This window comes from Agarivorans sp. B2Z047 (genome assembly GCF_023373605.1).
In the GTDB taxonomy this organism is placed as follows: domain Bacteria; phylum Pseudomonadota; class Gammaproteobacteria; order Enterobacterales; family Celerinatantimonadaceae; genus Agarivorans; species Agarivorans albus.
In genome coordinates this window covers 2,847,302-2,868,125 of the sequence record NZ_CP088080.1, presented here as the reverse complement: position 1 = coordinate 2,868,125, position 20,824 = coordinate 2,847,302, and the positions used below count along the sequence as shown (strand labels likewise).

Here is a 20,824-nt window from a genome sequence, read left to right as displayed (position 1 = left end):
GAGTTTTGAGTCAACAAGGAATCGTGAAGCGCTTCACTTTCCTCACATTCGCTATCGATATACTTATCATTAAGGTTTTGTACCTTACATGTACTTTTTCATTAGAAAAAAGACATTAAATCAATAGCTAAAGTGGGAAAATTGAATGAAGACTTTACCAATTATGGGCAAAGGCTTAGTAAGTCTTGCGTCTGTATTAATATTGAATGGCTGCTTGTCTGATGACGAAACGTTAAACTGTCCTGATACTCAAACGCCAAACGCGGAAGGTACAGCTTGCGTAAGCCTAGCCCCCTACTCCGTGCCCTTATATCTGAAAGGAAGTTTTAGTGGTTGGTCAGCTGAAGAGCAATTCCAACTTGTTTATGACAGCGACATATACCGTTTAGACAACACAGAGTTTGCTGCTGGCGTACATGAGTTTAAAGTGGCTGACGAAAACTGGACCTTGGAAACAACCTTTACCGCCGACATTGATCAGCTTACTCAACTTAGTGCTGAAACTGAATACCCCCTAGTTACCGGTGAAGCTGCTGCCAATATGGCTTTGGTGTTAAATAGCGCAGGCATATACGATTTTGTACTAAAAGTAGGAGATGATTTAAACAGTCCGGTATTTAGCTATAGCGAAGATATTCCACCTTTAGCACAAAAGATCTATGTGCGTGGCGGCTTTAACGGCTGGACTAGCGACGATGAACTTAAATACTTAGGTGACAATAAATACCAGCTTACTAAACAAATTTCGCCGGGTAATCACGAGTTCAAAATTGCCTATGCCGACTGGTCTAGCGAATGGGTACTGGACGCGGATAACGCGGTTGTAGCGATGCTAGATGAGAGTTATACCCTTAGTGATGGCGGGCCTAACAGCAGCTTTTTTGTAACCGAAACGGGCTACTACCAGTTTAATATTGATGCCAGCCAACCCTCTGCTTTGATATTTACAGTTACCGAAACCGATGGCAGTGGTGATGTAACGATTGATCCCCATTTAGACCATGAGTTAAGCACTGAATTGGTTTATGACAATGTATTAGATGATGATACAAGTAAAGCTAAGTTCTCGGTTAAAACTGCCAGTGACGAGCTCCGAGAATACGCCCAATCTACCACTCAAGACTTACGAGACCCAGGTAACAACTACGTTGTTTATAAAGAACTAGCTGACCATGCAAAGACACGCACAGGTAATATTGCCTTTGATGCCCTGTTTGCTTTGGCTATCAACGAGACAGTTCAAAATAGTGTTAGTGAGATTGTGGACGACAACTATAACGGTGGCGAAGCCATTGACTGTAATTGCTTTGAAACAGGTGCTAAATGGCATTATGTTTGGACACGAGACTTATCCTACGCAGCTAACCTAGGTTTAGCTTTAGTTGACCCGCAGCGAGTTCAAAATTCATTAGAATTTAAGCTTTCTCCTTATCGTGAAGGGCTTAGTAAACCTAATTTTGCTAAAGGCTCTAATGATGGATTACAAATAGTCCAAGACACCGGCACCGGTGGCAGTTGGCCTATTAGTACCGATAGAGTAGCTTGGGCCTTAGGAGCCGAAAAACTGTTACACAACTTAACTGGAGATGCCCGTAGCACCTTTGTTGCTAAAGCCTATTCGGCCTTAGTGAATACCTTAGAAAATGACCGAGTAGCAGCATTTGATGAGCAAGATGGTTTGTACCGAGGCGAACAGTCGTTCTTAGATTGGCGTGAACAAAGCTATGCAAGTTGGATAGTAAACGACATCGCTAGCTTGGGTAGCAGCAAGGCTTTATCTACCAACGTGTTGCATTATAAAGCAATGCGACTGACAGAATCTTTAGCGAACGAGCTAGGCAACAGCGCAGAAGCAGTAAAGTATCAATCTTGGGCCAATGCGTTAAAAATCGCCATCAACCAAGAATTTTGGCTAGCAGACAAAGGCTTGTACAGCAGTATTATTGCCGGACATCAAGATACTGCGCCGCTATATAAGTTTGATTGGTTAGGACAAGCATTAGCTGTAGAAAGCGGCATTGCCGACGAAACACGCGCTGCAAGTGTTGTGGCCAATTATCCGCATGGTGATTTAGGCGCACCGGTTATTTTCCCCCAACAACCAAATATCGCGATTTACCATAACCGAGCGGTTTGGCCATTTGTAACGGCTTATGGCTTAAAGGCAGCAATTGCAACTGATAATGTTGCGGTTGCTGACGCCGCTTACGATACCTTAATACGAGCAGCCTCACTCAACATTTCTAACATGGAAAACCTTGAGTGGTTAAGCTTAAAACCCAACTTATTGGATATTAATAATCCAGGTTTGTCTGGTCCGGTGATTAACTCCACCCGGCAGCTTTGGTCGGTTGGTGCATACCTAGGAATGGTAATAGACAGTGTATTTGGCGTGCATACTAGTGAAGACGGTTTAACCCTTAAACCCTTTATCACCAGTAAACTACGAAGAGATATGTTTGCCGACAGCAGTACCATTAATTTAGAAGGGCTAACCCTTCGTGGCCATACCATTAATCTGCAAATCAACTTGCCAACAGCAAGCCAAGATAGCGGCTATTACCCTGTGCAAACTGTCAGCTTAAACGGGGTAAACTCGGGTACGACGATAGATTGGAGTGCATTGGCAGACATCAATAACATCGTGATCAACCTTGCTGATCTTGATGCCGGGAGTAGCGATATCACAATGGTTAGCGCTGAGCCTTTAGATAGTGTAAACCCAGCAGTATTCGCACCTATAGAGCCAATGATTGAACGGGTATTTTTAGATGATGGTTTGTTGGCTGTGGAGATCAGCGATAATCAAAACAATACTGCAAGCACTTACCGTATTTACCGAAATGGAGAAATGATAGCCAGTAACCAAGTCTTAGGAGAATACAAAGATAGTGTTTCCCCGCAGCAAGGTGTAGCAGCTTGTTATAGTGCCGAGGCTGTATTTACCAGCTCTGGCAATATATCGCATCGCAGCGCGCCACTATGTTACGCAGCAAGCCAAGAGATTAACGTAGATGACGCAAGGCTGGTTAGCAACGTTGAAGTAAGCCCAGCTGATACAGAAATTACCCAGGCTTATTTAAGCCAATGGGGAAAGACAAACGACAGCTTAGCCCTTAGTAACCTGCAAATTGCTGTAAATGGCCACTACAATATTCAGCTTAAGTATCACAATGACCACAATGCAATTAACTTAGGTGTGACCAATGCGGTGAAGTGGATGGTTATTACAAATAGCGATGCAGACATTGTTGCGCAAGGCGTTGTACAAATGCCACATGCTCGCACCGCAAATAACACTAAACCACTAGTCTACTCTACGCCTCTAGTTGCGGATCTTGAGGTCGGAACTTACACCTTATCACTGCACGATTTTTACAACATGAGTTACTAAAATGCCAATAGTACCTTTACCGATACGCGCGCCAGTGCAATTAATTTGGTTGATGTAGCTGCTATTAAGATAGAACCTACCTTTAACTAAAACACCTTAGCCAGTAGTTCTACTGCTGGCTATTCTTTCCCCCATGAAACTTGCAAATGCACTGGTCAGGCGCTTCATCGCCTAATATCAACTAGAAGGCAACTTGCCACTAATTAGCCACTTAGAGTGTTTGAGTGAACTTTCCTAATGGCTTATTCGTTACACCTTACACGTGTTTAAGACTCAACAACCAAAGTGTTTACGGTAAACGGCGTAAAGTTGCAGCAAAACATAGGGGCGAATAGATGAATAAGTCACAGCTTCCGCGAAAGGTTTGCCCGGTATGTATGCGTTCGTTTAGCTGGCGAAAAAAGTGGCAACGCGATTGGGCTCAGGTTAAGTATTGTTCTAAACGCTGTGCTGGCAACAAACATCAAACTAAAAACGAGTACATCCATGACTTTACAGGCTAAAAAAAGCTATAAAACCTTACGTTTAATATTAGGAGACCAACTAAATGCCAGCCATAGTTGGTTTAAACAGCAAGATGAGCAAACGCTCTACCTAATTGCAGAGTTACACCAAGAAGCCTGCTATACAGTGCACCATAGACAAAAGATAGCCGCCTTTTTTGCCGCAATGCAGCAGTTTGCATTTGCTTTGCAGACCGCTGGTCATCAAGTTGCTCATTTAACTTTGGACGATACTAAGCCCTTTAAAGATTTGCCTGCACTACTAGACCACCTAATAGAAAGCTACAGTATTCAACGTTTTGAATATCAACTGCCTGACGAATATAGGTTAAGAGAACAGCTAGCAAACTTTAGTGAGTCTCAACCTTTAAGTTCTATTGCTTACAGCACTGAACACTTTTACTTGCCGGATGAGGAAATTGACAAATATTTTCAAGCGAGTAAAAGTCATCGTTTGGAAAACTTTTATCGAAAGTTGCGACGTCGTTTTGATGTACTGATGGACAAGGATGTACCGCTTGGCGGTAAATGGAATTATGACGCGAATAATCGAAATAAACTCAAGCCCGACGATTTAGCTAATGTTCCTGCGCCTTTGCTATTTTCAAATGACGTTACCAGCATTCTTGAGAGAATTGATAAACATAAGATAGATACAATAGGACACGCTGATACCCAACTACTTTGGCCAGTTAACCGAAAACAAGCGACTCAATTGCTAAGTTTTTTCTGCGAGCAGTGTTTACCTCGTTTTGGACAATTCCAAGACTCAATGACTGGTAAGTTGTCTCTATTAGGAAAAGATAATGGATGGAGCTTGTACCATTCGCGGATTTCTTTTGCCTTAAACGCAAAAATAATTAGTCCTCAATACGTAGTAAAAACGGCAATCGACGCGTTTGAACGAAGCGAAGGCAGGATTGATATCAGCCAGATTGAAGGCTTTGTTCGTCAAGTTATCGGTTGGCGCGAATTTATACGAGGTGTGTATTGGGCAAACATGCCCGAGTACGCATCGCTAAATGCTTTAGAAGCTAAACGACAGTTACCAAGTTGGTTTTGGACTGGCGACACTAAAATGAATTGTTTGCGGCATGCTATCAAGCAATCGCTAGACTACGCTTACGCCCACCATATACAACGCCTAATGGTTACAGGAAATTTTTGTTTATTGGCTGGCGTAGACCCTACCCTTGTCGACGATTGGTATTTAGGGATCTATATCGACGCTATTGAATGGGTCGAAATGCCCAACACTCGTGGGATGAGTCAGTTTGCAGATGGTGGCATTGTGGGCTCTAAAGCCTATGCTGCGAGTGGTAACTATATTAACAAAATGAGTGATTACTGCTCCAACTGCATATACAAGGTGAATAAAACCACTGAAGACGAAGCTTGCCCCGTAAACTCCTTGTATTGGCACTTTATGGACAAACATCAGCACAAGATGGGAAACAATCCAAGAACCAAAATGGTGTTTAGCTCATGGCTTAAAAAGTCTGAGCAACAACGCATAGAGGTGCTTAATAAAGCTAAGCATTGCTTAGATGATATTGAAAACCTTTAAACTCATCGTTGTTGAGTTTAGCCAAGTCTAAGCTCGGGTATTCGATGAATGAGAAATTAAATTTTGAACCGCAGACACTGCATCGATTCCGTTGATCATTACATAGCTAATTAACAAACTAAATTATAGGTAGCTTGAACACCGGACTTTGTCAAACTGTTAACATTGACAGTAACCAAATCGCCGAGTAAGTGCTTTAATTTACTTAACTAATCGTTACAACGACTAGTTCTCGCGTTCTGTTCAACTTGAGAGTGGTTGGCTATGGCCACTCCCAACCCTAAATATTTGGTTGAATATGTTTTGCCTTTGTATTGCCACTTTTATTAAGTGGCTTTTTTTTGATCTTATTTCTGCGATGCCCTCATTACGACCCTACAAGTCCCGTTTTAGTTTATTTGTGTAAAATATTGCTGTATAAGCCTGCTCTAATTATTTTTATCTAGGAGTACATTCATGTCTAAGTTCTTTTTTAAAGGTCGTATCGAGAAAAAACCGAAACATGAAAGCTTCGGCTTTAACACAAAGCGTGATGTAAAAATTGGAACTGAAGAAAACCCTTTGCCGTTGTTGGTGAGCACTGAAAAACGTAAAGAGGAACTTCAACTGCGTGCTGCTGAGTATGGGATTGCGATAAACGTTACTGTAGATTCCGAAGCTGAAGAAAACACTGAGCAGTTAGAGCTATTGATCGCCAAGCCAGCAACCAAAGTAGTTGAAAAAACGCCTAAACGTAATGACCCGTGTAGTTGTGGAAGTGGTAAAAAGTTTAAAAAGTGTTGCGGCTAAGAAGGAAGCCTAAGCTTCCTTTATTCAAAAACTACTTTAAGTTCTTCCAGTGAATCTCAATTTCGTTTTCATCACTGGTTACATAAGCAGATTCTTCGGTAATAGTGACTGACATATCCATGGTGCGTTGAGTAAAGCTGGCTAATGTAACCATTTCATCCCAACTCAACTGCCATACTTCTGCGTCCAACAGGTTGATTTTATTTTCTGTTTGTTGCCACCACGTATCGGATTTTGAGTTAAAGCTATACACCTTGGCGCGTTTAGCCGATCTGCTTGCTTTTTTAATTCGCTCTGGGCTTGGTTCGCCAACATCAATCCACAGTAAGGTGTCACCTTCTAGGGATTTTTGCCAAATGTCGGGTTGCTCTACTTCACTAAGTCCTTTGGTAAACTCTAATTCTGCTTCGGCATTCAAGCAAAAAGCCATTGTACGCGCCATCATCCGCTCTAGGGTTTCTGAAGGATGCTGCGCAATAGTGAGATTAATTGTGTCGTAGTAATTGCGGTTTAAATCCGATAGAGATATTCGCAATTTATAAATAGTAGGTTTAAGTGCCAAAAGAAGGCCCTTCTCAAAAGTAATGCTAAGCAGTGAACTTAGCTGAATAATGCTGTGAGAATGCGCCTTTTAAGGATAAAACTCAATAAAAAACTTAGTCGGGGTAAGCGTTTCTTATTTCGAGGAATTCATCAAAGTCATTTACAAGAATATCAACCAGTTGCGGGTCAAAATGCTTGCCTTTTTGCTCAATAATGAATTGCTTGATTTCGTCATTACTCCACGGCTCTTTGTAAGAGCGTTTAGAGCCTAAGGCATCAAATACATCAGTGATGGCCATGATACGACCAACTAACGGAATGTCTTCTCCAGCCAGCTGACGGGGGTATCCACTACCGTCCCATTTCTCATGGTGACACAAAGAAATCTCTGCCCCCAAACGCGCAATGATTTTATTGGAATCGGCCAATAAGTCGTAACCCACTTGAGCGTGAGTTTGCATAATCTTCCATTCCTCGGCATCTAACTTGCCAGGCTTATGTAATATCGACTCTGGAATCGCAATTTTTCCCAAATCATGTAGCGGTGCTGCGTGTTTAAACGCTTCTACAAACTCGGGGTCAAAATCGAGCTTTTTGGCCATTAACTCACAAATTAACGATACTCGTTTTACATGAGAACCGGTTTCTTTACTGCGTTGCTCAATGGCATCACCAATAATGAATATCAGCTCTTTTTGGGTATCTTGAATTTCTTCTTTAATGGTGAGGTTTTCGAAAGTAAGTGCAATGTTGGTGGCGAAAACTTCAAGTAAGCCTTTTTCAATATCGTCTAAGGGGTTTTCATGTTGCACGTACAATAGGCTAACGCTGCGGCTATCTGTTGGATAAAAGCCTACATAACAGTTTTCAGTAACCAGCGTTTTCTTTTCATCCAAAGCACGTTTTAGCAGTTGTTTTACATCTTCGGGGATTTTACTTTGGTCGAAATTATATTCGTTATGCTCATTGGTAACAAAGTCACCAGTAGCAGCTAGCACGTTAAAAGATTGATGGCGCAGTACATCTTCGGTAAGCGTTGTAATGTACATGGCTGAGCTTTCTAATTGGAAAAGCTCTACTAGTTGTTTTAGCACCGCTGAACCAAAGTGGTACAAGGTTTTACTTTTAAGTACCAAGGATGTGGATTCTATTACCTGCATCAAGCCTTGACGGTGACGCTCAATAAACAAAATATCTCGGTAGGATCGAATGGCTGAATAGGTAATGGTTTTTAGCTTAGTGGCTGTTAACTCGGTTTTACTTTTGTAATCGTTGATATCGTAGTCTTTGATTACAGACTCTTCTGGTGCTTGGCCTGGCTGTCCGGTTCGCAAAATTAGGCGTGTTGCATGATTTTCTTTTGTTTCTCGAATCCACCTAACCAGTTCTAAACCTGCATGATCGGTTTCCATTACTACGTCTACAAGTGCGATGGCAATATCGTTATGTTCTTCAAACATTCGTTGCGCTTCTTCAGCACTGTATGCTGATAAAAACTCGAGCTTATAACCATCAATCTCCACATCAGACAATACTAATCGTGTTACAGAATGAATTTCGGCTTCATCATCTATGACCAGTAACTTCCATGTTGGTCTGGTAACTTCTTCTGAAGGCTCGTCGATATCATCGATGAAAAGAAAGTCACTCATGCCCTGCTCCATTATTCTTAGTTACACTAAAATTAGAACAGCAACTGCATAATATCAAAGACTATTATGCAGTTGCTGAAGAAAACTTAGAGGCTAAGCGCGTTATTGCTTCGTTATTGATTCAAAAACTAGTAATAGTTCGATAAAATCGATTCAAACTCAATCACTTGAAATCTATGGAAAGTAGACTTACAAGCCAAAACATACTGCCTCCTGTAATCATCTTATCGATAGCGAGTGCATTGCTTATTTGGCATTCATCTTTATCGGCAAATACTCAAGATATTATTTATTGGATGCCCTACGGTTTAGCAGCAATTACCGCAATGTTAGCGCTGCAATTTAACCGCCGACAACTTATTGCAGTGGTGATTGTAAACACCTTTAGCTACTGGCTTATCGCCAGTTACCTACAGCAACCACTAAGTATTCCGGAAGCAAAATTTGCTTTTACAGCAGTGTGTTTGTTCATCCCGATTAACTTGGTATTGAATCAGTTCATTAATGAAAATGGCAGTACTACTGCAAGAGCAATCGCCATTTATGTTTTTTTGTTAGTACAAATGGCGAGCATATCGCTAGCTCTTAACTTTTTTGTTGCCGACACCGCAGAGTTTATTACCGAATGGTTTGAACCTAGACCTAGAGAAGGTTTAGTCATGAGCTTATCTGCACTTGGCTTGTCTGTAGTTTGTATTGTCGCGGCTTTTTTTCGCTGGGCGTATAAGTCTACAAGTTTAACCATTGGGTTATTTTTTAGCTTTGTCGCCAGTTTATTTCCGCTGATGTTTTTAGACCGTGAAGCTATCTCTTCGGTATTTTTCACCGCGTCTATGCTCATCATGCTTTATGCGGGATTTAGAGCCTCTCATGAGCTGGCTTATCGTGATGAGTTAACTGGCTTACTTGGTAGACGGATGCTTTTTGAAAAACTCGCTGGTATGTCAAAAAATTACAGCCTAGCGATGGTAGACATTGATCACTTTAAAAAGTTTAACGACACCTATGGTCACGACGTTGGAGATGACGTGTTAGCTATGGTGGCATCTAAACTCGATCAAATTGAAGGTGGTGGCCAAGTATTTCGCTACGGCGGTGAAGAATTCACCGTATTATTTAAAGGTAAGAAGCTTGACCATGCTATTGCGTTTTTAGATGACATTCGTGAAATTATCTCAGAAACCCCGTTTGCAATTAGGGATAAAACCAGCCGTGATAAAGGTGACAAAACCGCTCGAAACGAAGAAGCCAAACCTAAAAATACCGTTCAAATTACTGTAAGTATTGGTGTAGCAGAGAAAGCAAATCATCACGCCAATGCCGAAGAAGTGATAAAGGATGCAGACAACGCGCTTTATAAAGCGAAGAACAAAGGTAGGAATATTGTTGTTGGTTAAATCAGAAGCCTAAAAAGCTAAATAAAAAAGGGTTAAACGAGAAACGTTTAACCCTTTTTTTGTATTTAAATCAGTGCTTATACTACTGCGGCAATAGCAGCACAAAGCGCTTCCATGTTGTCTTTAGTCATACCGGCTACGCTAATGCGACCTGAACCAACGATGTATACGCCATGTTCTTCTTTTAAGGTTTGTACTTGCTCTTTCGATAAACCAGAGAATGAGAACATACCGTTTTGGCGTTGAATAAAGCTGTAATCACCAGTTGCGCCTTTAGCGGCTAAAGTTGCTACGAACAAATCGCGCATTTCTTTAATACGGTCACGCATTTCAGCTACTTCTGCTACCCATTGCGCTTTTAACTCAGCATCTTGCAAAATAGTGGTTACTACCGCAGCACCATGTGACGGTGGGTTTGAGTAGTTTGCACGAATACCAGCTTTAACTTGGCTAAAAGCTGTTGCACCTTGCTCTTTATCAGCCGCAACTAAGGTAAATGCACCAACACGTTCGTTGTATAAACCAAAGTTCTTAGAGAAAGAACTGGCTACAAGTAGCTCTTTAATCTGTTTAGCGAAGATACGTAAACCCGCTGCATCTTCTTCAACGCCGGTCGCAAAACCTTGGTAAGCAAAATCGAACAAAGGCAGTGCTTTTTTAGCTGCAGTTAAGTTGGCTAGCTGTTCCCATTGTGCTTGAGTGGGGTCGATACCCGTTGGGTTGTGACAACAACCGTGAAATAGCACCAAGTCACCTTCAGCAACTTGCTCTAAAGACGTCACCATTGCGTCAAAGTCGAGGTCTTTAGTTTCAGCATTGTAGTAGTCGTATGCTTTAACTTCTAAGCCAAGCGCTTTAAAGATGTTACCGTGGTTAGCCCACGTTGGGTTGCTTACCCAAACAGTACGTACACCCAAATGGTTGTAAGCAAATTCAGCCGCGTTATGCAGAGCGCCAGTTCCACCAGGAGATTGAGCGGTAAATCCGCGTTGGCTAGCTACGATTTCACTGTCTTCACCAAAAAGTAACTTTTGAACTTCTTTTCCGTAAGCCGGGTTACCTTCGATACTTAGGTAAGATTTGGTGGCTTCGTTTTCTAAAAGACGTTTTTCGGCGATTTTAACGGTAGCTAAAACCGGGGTTTGACCTGCTTCATTCTTGTAAATGCCAACACCAAGATTGATTTTGTTAGGACGGGCGTCAGCTTTAAAAGCTTCGGTTAATCCCAAGATTGGATCTGCGGGGGCTGCGGATACGCGCTCAAACATATTTTCCTCACTGCTAATTACATACCTGTATGGTGCGAAGATTACCTTAAGTCGCTAAACCTGTCTTTAGTCACAGAAAAAAATTTCGGGAAAATTTTGATTTAACGCATTAATTTGGATTAAGCCGCTATTTTTGGTAATTTTTAAGGTCTGTGATTCCACCGAAGAGTGCAATCAATTAAGATGCCTGTAAGGCTTATGAGAGAAACCACTATATGGATTTAAGTTTAGGTTTTATCGTAAAAAAATGGTTAGGCTCGCTACTGATGCCGTTTAACATTTCGTTGTTCTTTTTGTTGCTCTCTTTTTATTTTGGCATAACAAAACGTCCCTACCGCGCTGCAGCGACTTTAGTCCCTGCTTTGGCGATATTGTTGGTTACCAGCAACCCTTGGTGGGTAAATCAACAGTTACTAGTAAATGAACGAGAATTAAAAGCGCCAAGCCAGCTTGTCGATAGTTTCGACTTTGTCGTGGTATTAGGTGGTGGTCATATCAGTGATCCAATGCTCTCGCCTACTGAGCAGCTTAGTCGCTCATCGTTTGCGCGTATCACTAAAGGGATTGAGTTAAGTTTAGTTAACCCCCAGAGCCGTTTAATTGTATCGGGCTATGGCGGCAGCGATCCAAACAGCAATGCTGAGCTCATGGAAAAAGTAGCAAGGCAAGCCAACATTCCTCCTGCCAACATTATTACTATTCCTAAAGCTAAAGATACCGAGCAAGAAGCAGCCGTTATTGCTACGTACATAGGACAGCGCCCTACCGCGTTGGTGACTAGCGCTACTCATATGAAACGTGCATTGCAGCATTTCAACAAGTATTCAAGCAATATAAGCCCTGTACCTACTGATTACCTTGGCAAAGAAGTTCAGGGAGAACAACGGCTTTATGAGTTTTTGCCCGATGCGCGCTTTATTCATAGATATGACGCTGTATGGCACGAAAAACTTGGGATTTGGTGGCAAAAAATACGTACTTATTTTTCTTAATCGTTTGTTTTAGATCAGCAATTTACAGTTTTAGGCAGATAATTTTGCGGAAACACTACGTTTTTGTAATTTATTCACTATAATCGAGCCAATTTATTTAAAGGAGAGACGCACAATGAGAACACCTCTTGTAATGGGTAACTGGAAACTAAACGGTACTAAAGATTCTGTTACCGCATTAGTAAATGGCTTAATCGAACCAGCTAAAGCAGCTACTAACGTGCAAACTGCAATTTGCCCACCAGTAGTATTTTTAGGTCAAGTTGAAGCCTTAGTGGGTGATGCTCCAATCGCTTACGGTGCACAAGATGCAAGTGTAAACACCTCTGGTGCATTCACTGGTGAAAACTCTCCAGTAATGTTGAAAGAATTTGGTTGTACTTACAACCTAGTGGGCCACAGCGAGCGTCGTCAGTACCACAATGAAACTGATGCTGTAGTTGCTGCTAAATTCAAAGCGATTCAAGAAAATCAACTAGTACCTGTACTATGTATTGGTGAAACTCTTGAAGAAAACGAAGCAGGTAAAACAGAAGCTGTAGTTGAAACTCAACTTAAAGCTGTTATCGACCTTTGTGGTGTTGAAGCATTAGAAAATGCTGTTATCGCATACGAGCCTGTTTGGGCTATCGGTACTGGTAAATCTGCTACTTCTGAGCAAGCTCAAGCTATTCACGCTCACATTCGTAGCTGGTTAGCAGCGCAAAGCGCAACTGTTGCTGAAAAAGTTCAAATTCTTTACGGTGGTAGTGTTAAAGCTGCTACGGCTAAAGAGCTTTTCTCTCAACCAGACATTGATGGCGCGCTAGTTGGCGGTGCTTCTCTAATGGCTGAAGAGTTTGGCGCGATTATCGCTGCAGCAAACTAAGATTAGTTCTATAAAAAAGCCGCTGTAAATACAGCGGCTTTTTTTATGGCTTATTGCAGCTAACTCATTTTTACCAGTTGCTCTTGCAACTCATTTATTTCATCTCTTACCGCTGCAGCCTGTTCAAATTCTAACTCTTTTGCGTGATTGATCATTTGCTTTTCTAGTTGCGCAATATTCTTCAACATAATTTCAGGCGTAAGTGCTGCGTACTTAGTTTTAGGCTCTGCCGCTTGAAGTACTTTACTCTTCCCAAAGTTACTAATATCAACCACTTTCTTGTTGAGTTTTTGCGGAACTATACCGTTATCAAGGTTGAACTGATGCTGGATTTCTCTGCGTCGATTATTTTCACCAATTGCCCGTTCCATAGAGCCTGTAATCTTATCGCCATAAAGAATCGCTTTACCTTGAGGATGACGCGCCGCTCGGCCAATGGTTTGAATTAAAGAGCGCTCTGAGCGAAGGAAGCCTTCTTTGTCAGCATCCAGTATGGCTACCAGCGATACTTCAGGCATATCGAGGCCTTCTCGTAACAAGTTAATGCCCACAAGCACGTCAAATACTCCCATACGCAAATCACGAATGATCTCTACCCGTTCTACGGTATCAATATCCGAGTGCAGGTAACGCACTTTAACTTGATGCTCAGTGAGGTATTCACTTAGATCTTCGGCCATTCTTTTGGTAAGCGTGGTCACCAATACCCGTTCATCGATTGCCGTGCGTATACGAATTTCTGACAACAAATCGTCGACTTGAGTATTTACTGGGCGAACTTCTATTTCTGGGTCTAGTAAACCTGTGGGCCTAACAACTTGCTCAACAAATTCTTGGTTGGTTTTTTCTAACTCATAATTACTTGGCGTAGCTGATACAAATATGGTTTGTGGTGCGATTTGCTCAAACTCTTCAAACTTAAGAGGCCGATTATCCAAGGCAGAAGGTAAACGGAATCCGTAGTTAACCAAATTTTCTTTGCGCGAGCGGTCACCTTTATACATCGCGCCAATTTGAGGCACGGTTACGTGTGATTCGTCGATGATAAGGATACCGTCGGCAGGTAAATAATCTAATAATGTTGGTGGCGGCTCGCCTGGGGCGCGAGTTGATAAGTATCGAGAATAGTTTTCGATCCCAGAGCAATACCCTAGTTCGTTCATCATTTCGATATCGAACAATGTACGCTGGGAAATTCGCTGCTCTTCTATTAACTTGTTAGCATCTAACAGCTGTTTTTTACGCTCGTTTAACTCTTCTTTAATTGAGGAGATTGCATTAAGAATGGTTTCTCGCGGCGTTACATAGTGGGTCTTAGGGAAAATAGTCACCCTTGCCATAACCGCCTCTTCAGCCCCAGTTAATGGGTCAAAGCTGCTAAGCCGCTCTACTTCGCCATCGAACAATTCAATTCTTACAGCATTCTTATCAGACTCTGCTGGAAATACGTCAATCACGTCTCCGCGAACTCTGAAGGTAGAACGCTGGAACGCAGCATCATTACGCGAATATTGTAGTTCAGCCAGTCGGCGAAGAATGGCGCGTTGGTCAATCATATCGCCAACACTTAGGTGCAACATCATTTGTAAATAGGACTGAGGATCACCTAAACCGTAAATGGCCGACACAGAGGCTACTAATACTACGTCTCGTCGCTCTAATAAGGCCTTAGTCGCAGACAGCCGCATTTGTTCGATGTGAGAGTTAACTGATGCGTCTTTCTCTATGAATGTGTCAGTGGTCGGCACATAGGCTTCAGGCTGATAGTAGTCATAGTAAGAAACAAAAAACTCTACCGCATTATTAGGGAAAAACTCTTTCATTTCGCTATAAAGCTGGGCGGCTAAAGTTTTGTTTGGCGCTAAAACTATAGTTGGCCGATTTTGCTCTGCGATCACATTCGCTACTGTAAATGTTTTGCCAGAACCGGTAACCCCTAGTAGCGTTTGATGAGCAAGCCCATCTTCTAAGCCTTCTATTAGACTTGAAATAGCCGTTGGCTGATCCCCTGCCGGTTTGTATTCCGATACTAGATCAAATGGTTTTTTCACTGCTCTACTACCAATCATCTGAAAGTTTTATCATTGGTCCATTCTACGCAAAACCTAGCGATAACAAAAAGGCGTATTAGTCTTCTACAGAAAATTAGCGTTGTTTAGCAGAGAATATCGCAAACAGAAAATCGATAGCAGATAACCCTAAATTGTGCACAGTAAGAAGATTGTAACGAAAAGTAATGCACAACATTTTTTTTGTAAAAGCAACAACTTTTTTTATAGGTTAAAAATTGAGCTTTTACACCAATAATTAAATAAGTCTTTGAATAATAATGACTAAATGAAAAACAGATGTAGATCAAATTTAGGCTCGTGCTAGGTATCTAGTGGGCTGTAGCCCATAAGCGACTTTTAATGCACACAGTTATCCACAAAATCAGTGGATAAGTCACGCTAACTACCAGCACCAAAGGCTTTTACATATTGTGCATAATTATTAGGCAATCAAGCTTAGCTATAAAGAAATGTGTTTTTATGAATGTTAATTATCTGCGCATTTTTTATACCAGCTGAACAAGTTTCGATCTGTAGTTTGCAACAACTGGATGTAAGTTGAGCAAACAAACAGAAATTGTCATTTTTGACGTAGAATTAGTTGACACTTATAGGGGCAATTATTACTATGCGCCCCGCACTTAAGCAAAGCGATTCCCCAATAGCTCAGTTGGTAGAGCGGTGGACTGTTAATCCATGTGTCGTTGGTTCAAGCCCAACTTGGGGAGCCAAATCTCCTTTGCTAAGTGATAAATCAAGATTCCCCAATAGCTCAGTTGGTAGAGCGGTGGACTGTTAATCCATGTGTCGTTGGTTCAAGCCCAACTTGGGGAGCCAATCTTGATTACAATAGGTCGATACCTTATATGATTCCCCAATAGCTCAGTTGGTAGAGCGGTGGACTGTTAATCCATGTGTCGTTGGTTCAAGCCCAACTTGGGGAGCCAATCATATAACTAGATATACCTTACGATTCCCCAATAGCTCAGTTGGTAGAGCGGTGGACTGTTAATCCATGTGTCGTTGGTTCAAGCCCAACTTGGGGAGCCACTCCTTTTATCTAGTAAGCCTTATAATTCCCCAGTAGCTCAGTTGGTAGAGCGGTGGACTGTTAATCCATGTGTCGTTGGTTCAAGCCCAACCTGGGGAGCCACATTTTTATCACTTCCTGTTATACCCTTTCCGATATTTGTTAATCACTAAATATATTACTTAATCCTAAGCATCTGATAGATAAGTCTAATGTTTGCATGTATCATTATTAGAGATCGCTGATTTATTAAACAGGTAGGATATGAAAGGCCTTAGAACATTTTTTGTTGTAAATGCTTTTTTATTTATCGCGCTATGGATTGCGCTGGTGGGTGTTCATGTACAGTTGTTTAAACTTGATCTGGCCCGTGAAAATCAGCAGATTAACTCCCTGCTCTCTCTGCAATTGACCAGAATTGACCAGCTCAATCAAGAGTATCTAGCGACTTTACGTGATCAACACCAACTTAGTTTTATCTCTACACAGTTAGCTGTTGATAATACTTTGGCATTGGTTGGTGCGCCGCAGCACTGGTTAGTTGACTTAGCCGAACCTAGTAAAACGTCAATGCAAACCATTGCGGTAGATAAGTTCCAAGTTAACTTTAAACCCTCATTTGAATTTGTTAGTGACGGATACTTGCGCCTCTACCTAACCATCGCAGCGCTTTGTGCAATGGGCTACATGTTAACGAGCCTTCTTTATATTCGTGCTATGTCTAGGGTTAAAAGTAAGCTCAAAAAGCTGGTTAATGCAGATCGACTAGTTGATGAAAAGCCGGTACTCGGTGCAGTTGGCGAGTTAATCAAGGATCAGAAACAGCAGTTTACTCAGCAAATCCGCCAACAAAAACATGCAATTCAACAACTAGAGAAGCAAGTTGCCCTAGACCCATTAACTGGCCAATTTAATCGGCACTCGTTCCGCCAAAAAATGCAGGAAATGTTAAAGACAACACCTAAAGATACGGTTTTGTTTTTGGTTAGAGCTTCGCAACTTGAAGAAATCAATAAAGCACGTGGTCACCAAGCTGGCGATGACTACATTAGAGATATCGCAAAGATCATTGATGTTAATCGCAAAGATTATTCATCAAGCAGCTTATTTAGACTTTTGGGAGCCGAGTTTGCCCTGGTATTGCCTAAATTCCCGGCTAGTCGGGTTAGCCAAGTCGCTCAGGGACTAAAAAGCTCACTAAACGAGTACAGTAACGGTAAGCAAATGCAAAGCGCAGCCTATACCGGCGTAACTGAACTTAAAAGTGGTGACTCCATTGAACGAGTGATTGCTCGTGCTGATGCAGCCTTAGCTATTGCCCAAAGCCTATCTCCCAATGGTTGGGAAATAGTGCTTGAAGATGACGAAACATTAGAAAGTAGTGAACTTCAATGGCACTCAACTATTAGCTCGCTTATTAACAAAAATAACTTCCGCCTAGCTTCACAAGCCATCCAATCGTTACATCGCACCATGCCGGCGTACCATGAAGTATTCATTCGCTTCCTAAGTGACAATAACCAACAGCTTCCTACCGAAACAACCATGGTAATGGCACAACGCCTGGGCATGATATTAGAGCTAGAAAAAGCAACAATTGGTTACATCTTGCATACCATCTCAGGGCAAAACGCTGAATACCGCTGGGGGATAAACCTAAGTAAACTTATCTTAACCGACCCAGATTTTTGTTCATGGCTAACCCAACAGCTACTCACCTACCCTAATTTAAAATCTCGGGTGGTTTTTGAGCTAGAAGAAGAAATTTTGGATATGCACTTGAGCAACGCCAGAAAGTTGTTTGAAGTACTTCGCCGAAACAGTTGCCACACTGCAATTTCAGATTTTGGTAACGGTATTGGCTCGTTTAAATTATTTAAAGAGCTCAAGCCTAACTATGTGAAGATAAGTAGCGATTTAGTGCAAGCACTAGAAAGTGACAAAGCCAATCAACAATTCGTGAGTATGCTGGTAGAGGTATCGCATCGTTTAGGTTGCCAAGTAATTGCTCAAGGTGTTGAAACCTTAGAGCAAAAACAGCTACTTGAATCTATGTATGTTGATAGCTTGCAGGGCTATTTAATATCTCGCCCTGAGCTTATTGCTTAACTACTGCAGAGGTTGGCAGTGAATAATTTGATTACTACTGCCTCGCCATTGTAACTTAGGATCGGCCAGCTCTTGTTCAAATTTACCGTCAATTAAGGTATCAACTTGTTTAACAATTGCCTGCTGTTGCGGGTTTAATTCTTGAAGTTTATAGCCTGTCCACATCCAAATATCTTTGCTTGCGCACTCTTTTCTTACGCGTTCAACTAATCGTTGTACAGCGTCTAGATTATTTGGATGTAGTGGATCTCCACCACTCAAGCTAAGCCCTTTACGTCGAATCCTAGAATCGTTCAAATCATTGATAATCTGTTGTTCTAAGTCATCAGTATACGGGTGACCAGAATCACAGCGCCAAGATTTCTGGTTATAACAACCTCGACATTGATGCTCGCAACCAGCAACAAACAAGGTACAGCGCGTACCTTGCCCGTTAACTACGTCGACCGAATGGTAACTCAAATAGTTCATTTACAGATGTTTCACTCGGCGTTTAACTTCTTCTTGCTTACCATAGTTAAAAGGTCGGGCATCAGGGCTACCCAAATAGCCACATACTCGTCGAGTAACAGACACCTTACTGGATTCGGTATTACCACAAGAAGGACACTCAAAGCCTTTACTGGTGCAGTTAAACTCGCCAGTGAAGTCACATTCGTAACATTCGTCAATTGGCGTATTTGTACCATAATACGGAACGCGACTATAGCTATAATCCCAAACATCCTCTAAGGCCTCAGTATTGTGCTGCATATTTGGGTATTCACCGTAACAAATAAAGCCGCCACTAGTTACTGAAGGATAAGGCTGTTCAAAATCTATTTTGTCGAAGGGGTTTACCTTCTTTTCTACATCTAAGTGGAAACTATTGGTGTAGTAACCTTTATCTGTTACGCCCTCGATTACACCAAACTTTTTGGCGTCTAAACGGCAGAAGCGATCACATAGGTTTTCACTTGGAGTGCTGTATAAACTAAAGGCGTAACCACTTTCTTTTTCCCAACGTAAAGTAGCTTGTTTTAGTGCAGTAACAATACCAATAGCTTTTTGTTGTAACTGTTTATTGTCGTAAACGTGTTCACTGTTTCCGTATAGCGCGTTCACAGTCTCATGCAAACCGATGTAACCCAAAGAAATTGACGCACGACCATTTTCGAAGATTTTAGATACATCGTCTTCGGCATTTAACCGAACGCCACAAGCGCCTTCCATGTACAAGATTGGGGCGACTTTGGCTTTAACGCCTTTAAGGCGAGAGATGCGGCTATCTAAACCATGTTTCGCAACACTTAAACGTTGTTCAAGTAGTTCGAAGAAACGTTGTTCATCACCTTTAGCTTCAATAGCAATGCGAGGTAAATTTAAGCTCACTACACCAAGGTTATTACGACCATCGTGAATGTCTTTACCTTCTTCTTGGTAGTGACCTAAGAAACTACGACAACCCATAGGTGTTTTAAACGAGCCCGTTACTTCAACAACTTTGTCGTAGTTTAAAATATCTGGGTACATGCGTTTTGACGCACATTCCAAAGCTAACTGCTTGATATCGTAACTAGGGTCTTCTTTCTTATGGTTTAAGCCGTCTTTAATGGCAAATACCAGTTTAGGGAATACCGCCGTTTTGGCATTTTTACCTAATCCGGCAATACGGTTCTCTAAGATTGAACGCTGAATTAATCGCGAGGCCCAGCAAGAGCCTAAGCCAAAACCAAAGGTAACAAATGGCGTTTGCCCATTCGCAGTGTGTAAGGTATTTACTTCATACTCTAAAGACTGGAATGCATCATGACATTCTTTTTCGGTTTGCGCTTTAGCGTAAGCTTCGGCGTCGGCTATTTGCCATTTTTTGGCAGTAGCTAAGTGTTTTTCATGGCTTTTAGTGACGTAAGGGGACAAAATCTCGTCGATGCGGTTAATCGTCGTGCCACCGTAAATATGGCTGGCAACCTGAGCGATGATCTGGGCTGTTACTGCAGTTGCTGTTGAAATTGATTTTGGGGTTTCAATTTCAGCATTACCCATCTTAAAGCCGCCGGTTAACATGCCTTCTAAGTCGATAAGCATGCAGTTAAACATTGGGAAAAATGGTGCGTAATCTAAATCATGAAAATGAATTTCGCCAGTTTCGTGGGCTTTTACTACATCTCGCGGAAGCAAATGAGTTTTAGCGTAGTGTTTTGCAACAATGCCCGCTAACAAATCGCGTTGAGTAGGAATAACCTTACTGTCTTTATTCGCATTTTCGTTAAGTAACGCGGCATTGCTTTGTTCAACCAAACCACGGATCTCAGCATTTAACACACTGCGCTTTTCACGAGCAACGTCGCGGTCGTGACGATATTCAATGTAAGCACGTGCTAAAGTCTTGTTATCACTTTCCATTAAGTAGTTTTCAACAGATGATTGAATATCGTTGATATCTACTTCAGGTAAGTTCAAAAACTGTTCTGTTACTTGTTGGGCAATTTGCAATGCAACTAGGTTGTCCTTAACACCTAAAGCTTCAGCTGCTTTTAGCACTGCATCAACAATCCGCTTTGCGTCGTAAGGTACACGGCTTCCGTCTCGTTTTATCACGACTGTTTTCACGATTTACGCTCCAATTTCACTCACTCATTAAATAAAAAACTGTGGAACCCGCGCCACTAAAGGCTTCTA

At 41.8% G+C, this 20,824-nt stretch carries 14 protein-coding genes and 5 tRNA genes; 13 read left to right on the top strand and 6 right to left on the bottom strand.

Features of this window, described 5'->3' with window-relative positions; translation table 11 throughout:
• Positions 1-145: 145 nt before the first annotated feature.
• The 4 genes from LQZ07_RS13205 (at position 146) to LQZ07_RS13190 (ending at position 6,253) form a co-directional block, all read left to right on the top strand.
• Positions 146-3,394, top strand: a complete 3,249-nt coding sequence (locus LQZ07_RS13205; RefSeq protein WP_152784914.1) for an esterase — start codon at positions 146-148, stop codon at positions 3,392-3,394.
• Between the two features lie 335 nt (positions 3,395-3,729).
• Positions 3,730-3,897, top strand: coding sequence for a DUF2256 domain-containing protein (locus LQZ07_RS13200; protein ID WP_152784916.1), 168 nt, complete (start codon positions 3,730-3,732; stop codon positions 3,895-3,897).
• The gene (locus LQZ07_RS13195; RefSeq protein WP_152784918.1) at positions 3,881-5,464 is read left to right on the top strand and encodes a cryptochrome/photolyase family protein; all 1,584 of its coding nucleotides are present in this window, start codon (positions 3,881-3,883) and stop codon (positions 5,462-5,464) included. Before LQZ07_RS13200 ends, LQZ07_RS13195 begins: the two co-directional genes overlap by 17 nt.
• A gap of 456 nt (positions 5,465-5,920) precedes the next feature.
• Positions 5,921-6,253 (top strand): PBPRA1643 family SWIM/SEC-C metal-binding motif protein, encoded by a 333-nt coding sequence (locus LQZ07_RS13190; RefSeq protein ID WP_152784920.1) that lies wholly within the window; start codon positions 5,921-5,923, stop codon positions 6,251-6,253.
• 31 nt (positions 6,254-6,284) lie between these two features.
• Here the strand turns inward: LQZ07_RS13190 and LQZ07_RS13185 are convergent, their stop codons facing one another.
• Both LQZ07_RS13185 and LQZ07_RS13180 read right to left on the bottom strand, forming a co-directional pair.
• Positions 6,285-6,815 carry a YaeQ family protein gene (locus tag LQZ07_RS13185; protein ID WP_152784922.1) on the bottom strand — a complete coding sequence of 177 codons (531 nt, stop codon included), beginning with the start codon at positions 6,813-6,815 and terminating at the stop codon, positions 6,285-6,287.
• A gap of 94 nt (positions 6,816-6,909) precedes the next feature.
• Positions 6,910-8,448 carry a DUF3369 domain-containing protein gene (locus LQZ07_RS13180; RefSeq protein ID WP_040307080.1) on the bottom strand — a complete coding sequence of 513 codons (1,539 nt, stop codon included), beginning with the start codon at positions 8,446-8,448 and terminating at the stop codon, positions 6,910-6,912.
• Positions 8,449-8,624: 176 nt separating this feature from the next.
• Between LQZ07_RS13180 and LQZ07_RS13175 the strand changes: the two genes are divergently transcribed.
• Positions 8,625-9,845, top strand: coding sequence for a diguanylate cyclase (locus LQZ07_RS13175; protein ID WP_152784929.1), 1,221 nt, complete (start codon positions 8,625-8,627; stop codon positions 9,843-9,845).
• A gap of 77 nt (positions 9,846-9,922) precedes the next feature.
• Here the strand turns inward: LQZ07_RS13175 and LQZ07_RS13170 are convergent, their stop codons facing one another.
• Positions 9,923-11,113 carry an amino acid aminotransferase gene (locus LQZ07_RS13170; RefSeq protein ID WP_152784931.1) on the bottom strand — a complete coding sequence of 397 codons (1,191 nt, stop codon included), beginning with the start codon at positions 11,111-11,113 and terminating at the stop codon, positions 9,923-9,925.
• Positions 11,114-11,328: 215 nt separating this feature from the next.
• Between LQZ07_RS13170 and LQZ07_RS13165 the strand changes: the two genes are divergently transcribed.
• Together LQZ07_RS13165 and tpiA are read left to right on the top strand one after the other, a co-directional pair.
• Positions 11,329-12,105: an ElyC/SanA/YdcF family protein gene (locus tag LQZ07_RS13165; RefSeq protein ID WP_152784933.1), complete on the top strand. Its 777-nt coding sequence runs from the start codon at positions 11,329-11,331 to the stop codon at positions 12,103-12,105.
• A gap of 115 nt (positions 12,106-12,220) precedes the next feature.
• Positions 12,221-12,973: a triose-phosphate isomerase gene (tpiA, locus tag LQZ07_RS13160; RefSeq protein ID WP_016401456.1), complete on the top strand. Its 753-nt coding sequence runs from the start codon at positions 12,221-12,223 to the stop codon at positions 12,971-12,973.
• 59 nt (positions 12,974-13,032) lie between these two features.
• Here the strand turns inward: tpiA and uvrB are convergent, their stop codons facing one another.
• On the bottom strand, positions 13,033-15,042 hold the full coding sequence (gene uvrB / locus LQZ07_RS13155; RefSeq protein ID WP_152784935.1) for an excinuclease ABC subunit UvrB: 2,010 nt from the start codon (positions 15,040-15,042) through the stop codon (positions 13,033-13,035).
• A 637-nt stretch (positions 15,043-15,679) separates the two neighbouring features.
• On the opposite strand from uvrB, the gene LQZ07_RS13150 reads away from it, so the two are divergent.
• The 6 genes from LQZ07_RS13150 (at position 15,680) to LQZ07_RS13125 (ending at position 18,163) form a co-directional block, all read left to right on the top strand.
• Positions 15,680-15,755 (top strand) — tRNA-Asn (locus tag LQZ07_RS13150).
• 30 nt (positions 15,756-15,785) lie between these two features.
• Positions 15,786-15,861: transfer RNA gene (locus LQZ07_RS13145), tRNA-Asn, on the top strand.
• Between the two features lie 34 nt (positions 15,862-15,895).
• A tRNA-Asn gene (locus LQZ07_RS13140) sits at positions 15,896-15,971 on the top strand.
• A gap of 27 nt (positions 15,972-15,998) precedes the next feature.
• Positions 15,999-16,074: transfer RNA gene (locus LQZ07_RS13135), tRNA-Asn, on the top strand.
• A gap of 27 nt (positions 16,075-16,101) precedes the next feature.
• Positions 16,102-16,177 (top strand) — tRNA-Asn (locus tag LQZ07_RS13130).
• Between the two features lie 141 nt (positions 16,178-16,318).
• Complete coding sequence (locus tag LQZ07_RS13125; RefSeq protein WP_152784937.1) at positions 16,319-18,163, top strand: EAL domain-containing protein; 1,845 nt, start codon at positions 16,319-16,321, stop codon at positions 18,161-18,163.
• Here LQZ07_RS13125 and nrdG read toward each other — a convergent pair whose 3' ends face one another.
• Entirely contained in the window at positions 18,164-18,634 is a 471-nt protein-coding gene (gene nrdG / locus LQZ07_RS13120; RefSeq protein ID WP_152784939.1) for an anaerobic ribonucleoside-triphosphate reductase-activating protein, read from the bottom strand.
• A complete protein-coding gene (nrdD, locus tag LQZ07_RS13115) occupies positions 18,635-20,755 on the bottom strand; it encodes an anaerobic ribonucleoside-triphosphate reductase (protein WP_249483136.1) in 2,121 nt (706 codons plus the stop codon). It lies immediately after the preceding gene.
• Positions 20,756-20,824 lie beyond the last annotated feature (69 nt).

Bases quoted from the DNA above. Each gene is read 5' to 3' on its own strand.
- LQZ07_RS13175 (WP_152784929.1), top strand. From the start codon at position 8,625: ATGGAAAGTAGACTTACAAGCCAAAACATACTGCCTCCTGTAATCATC.
- LQZ07_RS13165 (WP_152784933.1), top strand. From the start codon at position 11,329: ATGGATTTAAGTTTAGGTTTTATCGTAAAAAAATGGTTAGGCTCGCTA.
- LQZ07_RS13125 (WP_152784937.1), top strand. From the start codon at position 16,319: ATGAAAGGCCTTAGAACATTTTTTGTTGTAAATGCTTTTTTATTTATC.
- LQZ07_RS13180 (WP_040307080.1), bottom strand. From the start codon at position 8,448: ATGAGTGACTTTCTTTTCATCGATGATATCGACGAGCCTTCAGAAGAA.
- LQZ07_RS13195 (WP_152784918.1), top strand. From the start codon at position 3,881: ATGACTTTACAGGCTAAAAAAAGCTATAAAACCTTACGTTTAATATTA.
- LQZ07_RS13190 (WP_152784920.1), top strand. From the start codon at position 5,921: ATGTCTAAGTTCTTTTTTAAAGGTCGTATCGAGAAAAAACCGAAACAT.
- LQZ07_RS13205 (WP_152784914.1), top strand. From the start codon at position 146: ATGAAGACTTTACCAATTATGGGCAAAGGCTTAGTAAGTCTTGCGTCT.
- LQZ07_RS13200 (WP_152784916.1), top strand. From the start codon at position 3,730: ATGAATAAGTCACAGCTTCCGCGAAAGGTTTGCCCGGTATGTATGCGT.
- LQZ07_RS13170 (WP_152784931.1), bottom strand. From the start codon at position 11,113: ATGTTTGAGCGCGTATCCGCAGCCCCCGCAGATCCAATCTTGGGATTA.
- uvrB (WP_152784935.1), bottom strand. From the start codon at position 15,042: ATGATTGGTAGTAGAGCAGTGAAAAAACCATTTGATCTAGTATCGGAA.
- tpiA (WP_016401456.1), top strand. From the start codon at position 12,221: ATGAGAACACCTCTTGTAATGGGTAACTGGAAACTAAACGGTACTAAA.
- nrdG (WP_152784939.1), bottom strand. From the start codon at position 18,634: ATGAACTATTTGAGTTACCATTCGGTCGACGTAGTTAACGGGCAAGGT.